At 57.2% G+C, this 9914-nt stretch carries 10 protein-coding genes; 4 read left to right on the top strand and 6 right to left on the bottom strand.

The features are described from left to right. Nucleotides 1-162: 162 nt before the first annotated feature. Complete coding sequence (gene hpxZ, locus JK202_RS07775; RefSeq protein WP_211559866.1) at nucleotides 163-564, top strand: oxalurate catabolism protein HpxZ; 402 nt, start codon at nucleotides 163-165, stop codon at nucleotides 562-564. A 10-nt stretch (nucleotides 565-574) separates the two neighbouring features. On the opposite strand, the gene JK202_RS07770 is transcribed toward hpxZ, so the two are convergent. The 4 genes from JK202_RS07770 to JK202_RS07755 all read right to left on the bottom strand — a co-directional run bounded on the left by JK202_RS07770 (nucleotide 575) and on the right by JK202_RS07755 (nucleotide 3733). Then, nucleotides 575-1399, bottom strand: a complete 825-nt coding sequence (locus tag JK202_RS07770) for an ABC transporter permease (protein ID WP_211559864.1) — start codon at nucleotides 1397-1399, stop codon at nucleotides 575-577. Nucleotide 1400: 1 nt separating this feature from the next. Then, nucleotides 1401-2225, bottom strand: coding sequence for an ABC-2 family transporter protein (locus JK202_RS07765; RefSeq protein WP_211559862.1), 825 nt, complete (start codon nucleotides 2223-2225; stop codon nucleotides 1401-1403). Then, nucleotides 2222-3202, bottom strand: coding sequence for an ATP-binding cassette domain-containing protein (locus JK202_RS07760; protein WP_211559860.1), 981 nt, complete (start codon nucleotides 3200-3202; stop codon nucleotides 2222-2224). The genes JK202_RS07765 and JK202_RS07760 overlap by 4 nt, the downstream gene beginning before the upstream one ends. A gap of 102 nt (nucleotides 3203-3304) precedes the next feature. Further along, a complete protein-coding gene (locus tag JK202_RS07755; RefSeq protein ID WP_211559858.1) occupies nucleotides 3305-3733 on the bottom strand; it encodes an Lrp/AsnC family transcriptional regulator in 429 nt (142 codons plus the stop codon). 121 nt (nucleotides 3734-3854) lie between these two features. Between JK202_RS07755 and JK202_RS07750 the strand changes: the two genes are divergently transcribed. Beyond that, a complete protein-coding gene (locus JK202_RS07750; RefSeq protein ID WP_211559856.1) occupies nucleotides 3855-4931 on the top strand; it encodes a saccharopine dehydrogenase family protein in 1077 nt (358 codons plus the stop codon). 355 nt (nucleotides 4932-5286) lie between these two features. Here the strand turns inward: JK202_RS07750 and JK202_RS07745 are convergent, their stop codons facing one another. Both JK202_RS07745 and JK202_RS07740 read right to left on the bottom strand, forming a co-directional pair. Next, nucleotides 5287-5493, bottom strand: coding sequence for a cold-shock protein (locus JK202_RS07745; protein ID WP_024717199.1), 207 nt, complete (start codon nucleotides 5491-5493; stop codon nucleotides 5287-5289). A gap of 272 nt (nucleotides 5494-5765) precedes the next feature. After that, on the bottom strand, nucleotides 5766-6428 hold the full coding sequence (locus tag JK202_RS07740) for a TetR/AcrR family transcriptional regulator (RefSeq protein ID WP_211559854.1): 663 nt from the start codon (nucleotides 6426-6428) through the stop codon (nucleotides 5766-5768). Between the two features lie 337 nt (nucleotides 6429-6765). Here JK202_RS07740 and JK202_RS07735 point away from each other — a divergent pair, with 337 nt between their 5' ends. Both JK202_RS07735 and JK202_RS07730 read left to right on the top strand, forming a co-directional pair. Then, nucleotides 6766-8262, top strand: coding sequence for an aldehyde dehydrogenase family protein (locus JK202_RS07735; RefSeq protein ID WP_211559852.1), 1497 nt, complete (start codon nucleotides 6766-6768; stop codon nucleotides 8260-8262). Further along, nucleotides 8262-9857, top strand: a complete 1596-nt coding sequence (locus tag JK202_RS07730) for a GMC family oxidoreductase (protein ID WP_211559850.1) — start codon at nucleotides 8262-8264, stop codon at nucleotides 9855-9857. The genes JK202_RS07735 and JK202_RS07730 overlap by 1 nt, the downstream gene beginning before the upstream one ends. Nucleotides 9858-9914: the final 57 nt, after the last annotated feature.

Raw genomic sequence — 9914 nt, 5'->3', positions numbered from 1 at the left:
TTTATCATTTAAACAGATTAATCTATATTTATGAATTTAAATACAGATTTTCGTTACTGTTCGAGCGTTTTGGTTTTGTTGCGAGATGGCGCTTTTCCGAAGGACTGATATGTTTCAGAGCAATGGGAAGGCCCTCCTGGTCGCTCTGTGGGAGATCAAAAAGTGACATCGCATTCTGTTCCCGCCCTGAATGATCCTCAGGTTCTGGCGGAGGTGACCGAGATGTCAGACCGTTATGAAAAAGCGCTGGGGGACAATATCCTGCACGAACTGGACGCTCTCTTTTACGACGGTGCCGAAACGGTCCGTTACGGAGTGGGCGAGAACCTGTACGGATTTCAGGAAATTCAGGCTTTTCGACGGGGGCGGACAGGAGGATCTCCACCGCGTGAGGTTCTGCGGCGGGTTATTACGGCTGTGGGTCAGGATGTTGCGACCGTGGATCTGGAATTCCGGCGCATCGGGGCGGAACGGATCGGGCGTCAGAGCCAGACGTGGTTCCGCACGACCGACGGGTGGAAAATCATTGCTGCTCATGTGTCACTGATGGGCACGGGCTCGTAAGCCCGGCTTTTCAGCTCCCGCTGGAGACATATCCCGCCACGGCCCGATGCCACACAAGGACCATGACGCCGAGAAATGCAAATCCACCAAGGGGCGAAAGGCTGCCGATCCATGTGGGCATGCCTAGAGGGTCTGGATGGTTAAGGCTGAACAAAGCCGGATAATAGCAGACGGCTGCGAGCGGCAGGACGAAGGTGATGAACCGCCGGAGCCAGCGGCCGAACATGGTCAGCGGATACTGTCCGGCCTCGACGCCGCCATAGGTCAGGACGTTCACGACTTCCAGCCCCTCGACCGTGATGAAGCACAACGCGGCCTGGCCGATTAGAACGCCGAGGAACATGGCTGCTCCACCTGCAATGGCGCTGGGCAGCACAAGGAGCGCGCTCCATTGCACATGCGGTGCGAGCCAGAGCCCGGCAATGAGGACGAACGCGCCCTGAAGGAAGCGTCCGATCGGGCGCAGGCGGAGTTCATGGCCCAGAAGCAGAAGCAGGGTCGAGCGCGGTCGCAGGAGCAGACGATCGAAGCTCCCTGTCCGGACATATTCGCCGCCAAAGACTTCAAAGCCACGCCCCAGCGTTTCAGCCACGGCAAAGGCGACGTTCACCAGCCCGTACAGGACGGCAACCGTGCCGATATCCCAGCCGGCAATGCTGCCAAAGCGGTGAAACAGGCTCCAGATACCAAAAAAGCCCAGAAGCGTGGTGACAAAATTCCCGATAGCCTGAATGGCAAAGGTGCCGGGATAGCGGAGTTGCGCGACGATCGAGGCCCCGGCCATGCGACGGTAAAGGCCAATCGCGCTGAGTGTGCGGGAAGGGGATTGTGACATGTCAGGCACCCTGCACCTCTAGGCGGTTCACGGTCTGACGCATCCAGAGACGTCCGAGAAGTGTCAGACTTACCACCCAGAACATCTGAAGACTCAGACCCGTTGCGACCCCACCCGGAATGGGTGTCCCGAGATAGATCCGAATGGGAATGTCGGTAATACCGGCGAAAGGCTGTGCGAGCAGGAAGGGCCTGATCCAGTCGGGATAGAGCGGCAGCGGTAGCAGCATTCCGGACAGGAGGACCGCCAGCGGGGTTCCGACGGCATAGCTGCCGAGCGGAGAAAGCGTGCGGGCCGTCAGGATATTCCACCACATGACGATGGTGGCCGAAAGAAGTGCCCCCAGCGTGATGGAGATGAGGGCCAGAATAGCGGAAAGCAGGCTTGCAGGCGGGGCAAGGCTCCAGGCGCCGAGGCCGACAAGCATGGCAAGCGGTCCGGCAACGCAGGATAGCAGGACCGCACGGGGCACTGCATTCCCCAGCAATCGTGCGAGACTGGACGAAAGCCACCAGTTCCACATATCGACCGGCCGGAGCAGGTCATAGACGATGGCCCCTGTCTTGGCGGCATCGCCGATGGCAGGAAGACAGCCGAGCGGCAGAAGCGTGAAGAGCGATTGCTGGATCCAGGTATAGGTCATGGCCTGTCGCAGCGAGAGCGGAGCCTGCACGTCAGGTGCGGCGTGATAGACCGAGGCATAGGCCATCAGCGTGACGGCCCCGAACCACATCTGCGCCACCAGTCCAGCAATAACGGCGATCCGGTATCGCAGGCCGATCTTCCATTGCAGGCCAAATGCGGTGAGATAGGGGCGCAGGCTCATGCAGCGTGGTCCGCATAGAAGCGGGTAATGATTTCGTCGATCGAAGGGCGGCTGATGCGCAGGTCGTCGAGGCCCGGAAGGTGCCCCACATGCGCAACAAGAGCCGGGGCCGGGATCTGGCGTGGGTCGAAGGTGATTGTGACGCTTTGGGACGCGCGGGCGGTTTCACGGGCACCGGCGGGGAGCGTCAGATCGGGGGGCGTGCCATGGAAATCGAGTTCGAGAATACGTTCGGACAGGGTGGTGGTGCGCAGAGCCTCGAACGGGCTGTCCGCGAGAATGCGGCCATGACCGATGACGATCACGCGTTCGGCCAGGGCTTCGATGTCGTGCATGTCATGGGTCGTCAGCAGGACGGTCGTGCCTCGGTCGCGGCAGAGTTCATGAACGAATGCCCGGACAGCGAGCTTGGACGGCGCATCCAGTCCGATCGTGGGTTCATCGAGAATGAGGATGTCCGGGTCGTGAATGAGCGATGCCGCAATTTCGGCGCGCATTCGCTGCCCCAGCGAAAGCTGGCGGACGGACTGGTCCATGATTCCGCCCAGATCCAGTGCATCCGCCAGCCGGGCACGGTTGCGGGCAAAGCGTTCTGGCTCGACGCTATAAATGTCGCGCAGAAGGGCCAGACCTTCAGCAACGGAAAGATCCCACCAGAGCTGGGTGCGCTGGCCGAATACGACGCCAATCCTTGCCACATGGGCGACGCGGTTCGTCCAGGGCACCAGCCCATTGACCTGCACGTCTCCCGACGTGGGGCGCAGGATGCCGGACAGGATCTTGATCGCCGTCGATTTTCCCGCCCCGTTCGGGCCAATGAAACCCGCGATCTGGCCTCTGGGAACCGAAAAGGAAATCCCGTCCAAGGCGACGATATCGCGCGTTTTCCCGCGCCAGCTCCCCCCCTCACGGATCCGGTAGGTTTTTCGGAGGTTGTTGACTGTGATGGCGTCAGAAGTGGGAAGGGGCGTCGGCATCCGGGCTCCGTCATGAGCGGTAAACGTCAGTTTCTTGAAGAGTGGACAGCGGACAATATTGAAATCAAGCCGTTTCTGATGGGAAGCCTTCTGTAGCCTGTCTCAACGTCCCTTTCGAAAGCGCGTCGACAGGATAATCGCCGAGACCGTCCGTTCCACGCCTTCAAGCTGGCCGATATCGTCAATGGCACGATTGATGTCTTCGGTTGTAGAGGCCCCCAGAAGAGCGATCAGGTCGGAGGCGCCGCTGACCGCATGAAGCTCCCGCAGTTCGGGGAGCATTTTCAGGTCCCGTTCCACTTTCTGACTATGTCTTGGCGTGATGACGATCGAGACATGGGCGCGTACCAGATCCTCATCCGGACTTTCGAGGAGCGTGTAGCCGCGAATATGCCCCTGCCGTTCCAGACGCTCCATGCGCCCCTGCAGAGTCGTGCGTGACATTCCCAGCCTGCGGGCCAGAGCAGCAGTGGGAATGCGCGCATTGCGACGCAGTATATCAAGAAGGGCTTGGTCAGTCGGGTCCGTCATTCTGCCTGTTATAGACGGCAATCTGCCGCTGGGAATGCCTTTTCGCCGTCATGCTGCCACTTGAGATCCGTCGGCTTCGACCCTGATCCTGTCCGTAACACTTCCGGAACAGGATACGACCATGAAGCAGGTTACAGTCGCAGGCGCAGGCAAGATCGGTTCAGCCATCGCAGAGCTTCTTCATCACGGCGGATACCGTGTGACACTGCTCGATTGTCATGCAGACTATCTCAACAGCCTGAAGCTGCCTGAAGGGATTGCCCGCCGGACAGCCGATATCGCTCAGGGCCTTGATCCGGACCTGTTGAAAGGTCAGTTCGCTGTTCTGTCCGCGCTTCCCTTTCACCTGACGCGGACTGTCGCAAAAGCTGCCGCGGCGGCCGGGGTTCATTATCTGGATCTGACCGAAGACGTCGCGTCCACGAAGGATGTGAGGGCGCTGGCCGAAGGTGCATCGAGCGCGTTCATACCCCAATGTGGTCTGGCGCCCGGTTTTGTCTCCATTGCCGCGCACGATCTGGCAGGACATTTTGACGAGGTCGATACGATCCGGCTGCGTGTCGGAGCACTGCCGCGTTTCCCCTCCAATGCTCTGGGATACAACCTGACATGGAGTACGGAAGGCCTGATCAACGAGTATATTGAGCCGTGTGAGGCCATTGTCAGCGGCCGACGCACTCTCGTTCCCGCTCTTGAAGGCACGGAAACCCTTGGGGTCGATGGCGTTACCTACGAGGCTTTCAATACATCCGGTGGCCTGGGCTCACTCTGTGAAACCTATGATGGTCGGGTTCGGGAACTCAATTACCGTACCATGCGGTATCCGGGACATCGCGATATCATGAAGGTCCTCCTGTCGGACCTGCGTCTGTCAGAGCGGCGGCACATCCTCCAGGACATTTTTACGCATGCCATTCCTGGAACGGCACAGGATCTGGTAGTTTTGTCGGTGATCGTCACCGGAATGCGGGATGGCAGACAGCAGCAGGAAACTCTGGCCCGCACCATTTATGCCGGTGAGTTTATGGGCGGATATCGTACTGCCATCCAGCTTACGACGGCAGGATCCATCTGTGCTGTTCTGGATCTGCTGGCAGAGGGCAAGATCCCTTCAAAGGGCTTTGTCCGTCAGGAGGATATTCCGCTGGCCGCTTATCTCGCCAACCGCTACGGACAGGTCTATCAACAGCAGGGCTAAACGGCCTTATGTGCAGATCAGGATGCTGACGAATAAAAGACTGAGTGCAGGCGGCCGACCCGGTTGATGTCACTGATATCAATCTCAGGATCAAAGGCGGCCGTCGCCTGTATGCTCTGAAGGTAGGGGGATAAGAACTTTGAATCTGAAGTTCTTGTTGTTCCGGACAGCGTGATGGCGAAGCTGAGCCTATCGGGACGGGGCGCATGGCAGATTTAGCTACGCTGAATTTTCGGATATGCCGAAGCGAGGGGGGGGGGAGACCTCTACAACGTCGCTGGCCGCTAAAATCCGGGCATAAAAAAAGCCGCCCTTACGGGCGGCTCTCTGCACATCGAAATGTACATCAGGGCAATCAGATTGCCTTGATGCTCACTGCCGATGTTTTGCCGTTGCGGCCAGACTCGAGCTCGTAAGAGACATGCTGACCTTCGTTGAGGGTGTGCATTCCGGCGCGCTCGAGTTCAGAGATGTGAACGAACGCATCCTGGCCACCGTTGTCAGGCTGGATGAAACCAAAGCCCTTGGTGGAGTTAAACCATTTTACGGTGCCTGTTGCCATAACGAGGCTCCTTTTTAACAATAGCAGTCGTGCACAAAATACGCACGAAATCATAACACCTAAGGAGAACGAATGACGCAACACGCGTCGAAAACTCGCTTAAGAGCACCTGCCACAATCAGATAGACGTTACATCGATCGATGATGCAAGCGAAAAATGACGAAACGAGATTATAATTTGTAACCCGGATTCAATATTTGTCGTATTGTAGGGAGAAATAGACCCTGAATTCAGAGGTGTAAGGGAAGATTTTCATAATAAAAAATCACCGTCAGTTCTTGCAAACCAGACGGCATATCGTTTCGATATTAAAGGTAATTCTTTCTTTTAACGCCTCGGGCGCCGTAAAATCCCGCTCGAAGATTACCGATCCGGTGAAGCGGTTCGTAAAATAATAGTAATTTATCGAGGCAATCGTGATGTTCAGCTGTGCAGCATCAATGCCTTCGCGAAAGACGTTTTCTCGAACCCCCCGATCCAGAAGTGACTGGATACGACGAACGAATTTCTGGCTGATCGTCTTCAGGGTAGGGGAGTTCTTGATATGCGCGGCCTTGCAGAGATTTTCGCTGTTTACGAGGGTAATGAACTCGGGATTTGCAATGTAGTATTCCCATGTAAAGCGAACGAGCGTTTCAAGAGCTGTTCTGGGTGGTAGGTTCTCAAGATCCAGCTTGGTCTCTTCAGCCCGGATATTAAGATATTCTCGTTCCAGAACCGTCCTGAAGAGCCCGTCCTTACTTTTGAAATAGTGATACAGCATGCGCTTGTTTGCGTTGGCATCCAGAGCAATTGCGTCGACCCGTGCGCCTTCAAGCCCATTCTTTGCAAACTCTTTCTTGGCTGCTTCGAGAATGCGTAATTTTGTGGCCTCCGCGTCCCTAACACGCTTTTTCGTAGAGGAGGAGGACGGTCTGCTTTTCTCAAGGGGCATCAGGGGCTTGTTCCGCACTCAACATGGACGCTCTTTTTGAGGGAAACCGCCCCAAAAGAAAAGCAGCCCATAAAATCACACTTAAAGTGAGAAAAAATATCAACGTAACGTGATTTCATGCTGGTGCACCCCTGCGATATGTGTAAGTAACTATACGGTGCATTAGGCGTTAGGAAGTTAGAACCCGAGCGCCTCCGGTCAAATGCAAGTGAGGATCGTCCGGGAACGGAAATCGTACGTTGTAATATCTCTCGGGGTTTCCAGGTCAGAAGAATAAAAATCGGGCTGTACATTGAAAAAAGGGATGACGGCCCCATAGTCAGCAGGAAGAAGTCTCATGAATGTTGTCGCAAAAAATATATCTTTACCGTTAAAGCCGCGTGAGTTCGGATTCTTTATTGATGGAGAATGGCACGCAGGTAAGGAATTCTTCGATCGGTCTTCGCCGGCTCATGATGTTCCCGTCACCCGTATTCCGCGTTGCACCCGTGAAGACCTTGACGAGGCCGTAGCTGCTGCACGTCGCGCATTTGAGAATGGAAGCTGGTCGGGTCTGCCATCCGCGGACCGTGCCGCGGTTCTTCTGAAGGCTGCGGGCCTGCTGCGCGAGCGCCGCGACGACATTGCTTACTGGGAGGTTCTCGAAAACGGCAAACCCATCAGTCAAGCCAAGGGTGAGATCGATCACTGTATCGCCTGTTTTGAAATGGCTGCCGGTGCTGCACGTCTGCTGCATGGTGATACGTTCAACAATCTGGGGGGGGGGCTGTTCGGTATGGTCCTGCGGGAACCCATTGGCGTTGTTGGTCTGATCACGCCCTGGAACTTCCCGTTCATGATCCTGTGCGAGCGCGCGCCGTTCATTCTCGCTTCCGGCTGCACGCTGGTCGTGAAGCCTGCCGAAGTGACAAGCGCCACGACGCTTCTTCTGGCGGAAGTTCTTGCGGATGCAGGTCTGCCGAAAGGCGTATTCAATGTTGTAACGGGAACGGGTCGCACGATCGGTCAGGCCATGACTGAGCATCAGGACATCGACATGCTGTCCTTTACCGGCTCCACGGGAGTTGGGAAGTCCTGCATTCATGCGGCGGCTGACAGCAACCTCAAGAAGCTCGGCCTCGAACTGGGTGGCAAAAACCCCATCGTGGTGTTTGCGGACAGTGACCTTGAAGACGCAGCCGATGCCGTGGCCTTCGGGATCAGCTTCAACACCGGGCAATGCTGCGTGTCGTCGAGCCGCCTGATCGTTGAACGGTCCGTTGCCGAGAAGTTCGAGCGTCTCGTTGTCGCGAAAATGGAAAAGATCCGCGTCGGAGACCCGTTTGATCCGGAAACGCAGATCGGCGCCATCACGACCGAAGCGCAGAACAAGACCATTCTTGACTATATCGCGAAGGGCAAGGCCGAGGGTGCCAAGCTCCTTTGCGGTGGCGGGATCGTCGATTTCGGCAACGGCCAGTACATCCAGCCGACGCTCTTCACTGACGTGAAGCCCTCCATGGGTATCGCGCGTGACGAGATCTTTGGCCCGGTTCTGGCATCCTTCCATTTCGATACGGTTGATGAGGCGATCGCAATTGCCAATGACACGGTTTACGGCCTCGCCGCATCGGTCTGGAGCAAGGATATCAACAAGGCACTGGCGGTGACGCGTCGCGTTCGCGCAGGCCGTTTCTGGGTCAACACCATCATGAGCGGTGGTCCCGAGACGCCTCTGGGTGGCTTCAAGCAGTCGGGATGGGGGCGTGAGTCCGGCCTGTATGGCGTCGAGGAATACACGCAGATCAAGTCTGTCCATATCGAGACTGGCAAACGTTCGCACTGGATTTCGTAATGACGAGCGGCTTTGATTACATCGTTGTCGGTGGCGGTTCGGCTGGCTGTGTTCTCGCAGCTCGCCTTTCCGAAAATCCTTCCGTCCGTGTCTGTCTCATCGAGGCGGGCAAACGGGACACGCATCCTCTGATTCATATGCCGGTCGGTTTCGCGAAGATGACCACCGGCCCGCACACCTGGGATCTTCTGACGGAACCGCAGAAAAATGCGAATAACCGGCAGATCCCTTATGTGCAGGGAAGGGTTCTGGGTGGTGGGTCGTCCATCAATGCGGAGGTCTTCACGCGGGGGCATCCGTCCGATTTCGACCGCTGGGCTGCGGAAGGTGCTGATGGGTGGAGCTTCAGGGACGTCCAGAAATACTTCATCCGCTCCGAAGGAAATGCGATTTTCGCAGGGGACTGGCATGGGACGAACGGACCGCTGGGAGTTTCCAATCTTGCAGAGCCGAACCCTACCAGCCGCGCCTTCGTCCAGAGCTGTCAGGAACTGGGGCTGCCCTACAATCCCGACTTCAATGGCGCATCGCAGGCCGGAGCCGGCATCTATCAGATGACCATCCGGAACAACCGGCGCTGCTCCACGGCTGTGGGATATCTGCGTCCGGCTCTGGGGCGCAAAAACCTCACAGTCGTGACGCGTGCACTGGTTCTGAAGATCGTGTTCGATGGAACGCGGGCTACGGGCGTGCAGTACATTGCGAATGGCACTCTTGAGACGGCCGAGGCCACGCAGGAAATCGTCGTGACCGCAGGCGCCATCGGAACACCAAAGCTGATGATGCTGTCAGGCGTCGGTCCTGCCGCGCATCTGCGGGAAAAGGGGATTTCCGTCGTTCAGGATCTGCCTGGCGTGGGGGAGAACCTCCAGGACCATTTCGGCGTGGATATCGTGGCTGAACTTAAGACGGATGAGAGCTTCGACAAATACCGCAAGCTGCATTGGATGCTCTGGGCGGGTCTTGAATACACGATGTTCAACTCGGGCCCCGTTGCGTCCAACGTGGTTGAAGGCGGTGCATTCTGGTACTCGAACCCGTCTTCGGAAGTGCCTGATCTGCAGTTCCATTTTCTCGCCGGTGCGGGAGCGGAAGCAGGGGTGACGTCCGTTCCCAAAGGCACGTCCGGCATCACGCTGAACAGCTATGTGCTGCGGCCGAAGTCACGCGGAACCGTCCGGCTGCGTTCGGCGGATCCGAGGCTCAATCCGCTGGTCGATCCCAATTTTCTGGGCGACCCCGCTGATCTTGAAACCTCTGCGGAAGGTGTGCGGCTGAGCTACGAGATGTTCTCCCAGCCCTCCTTGCAGAAGCACATCAGGAAGACCTGTTTCTTTAGCGGTAAACAGCCGACGATGCAGATGTATCGTGACTATGCGCGGGAACATGGCCGGACGTCCTATCATCCGACATGCACCTGCAAGATGGGCCGGGATGACATGTCCGTCGTCGATCCGCGCCTGAAGGTGCATGGCCTTGAAGGCATCAGGATCTGCGACAGCTCGGTCATGCCCTCGCTGCTGGGGTCCAACACGAATGCCGCGACGATTATGATCAGCGAGCGGGCAGCAGACTTCATTCAGGGGAACGCCTGAACCGGGGTCTCCCGCATCATCTGAAAACACGGGATAGCGGAAAAGCCGTGCTGTCGG

The organism is Gluconobacter sp. Dm-62, assembly GCF_018256155.1.
Classification (GTDB): Bacteria; Pseudomonadota; Alphaproteobacteria; order Acetobacterales; family Acetobacteraceae; genus Gluconobacter.
This window is presented reverse-complemented; position numbering and strand designations above follow the sequence as displayed.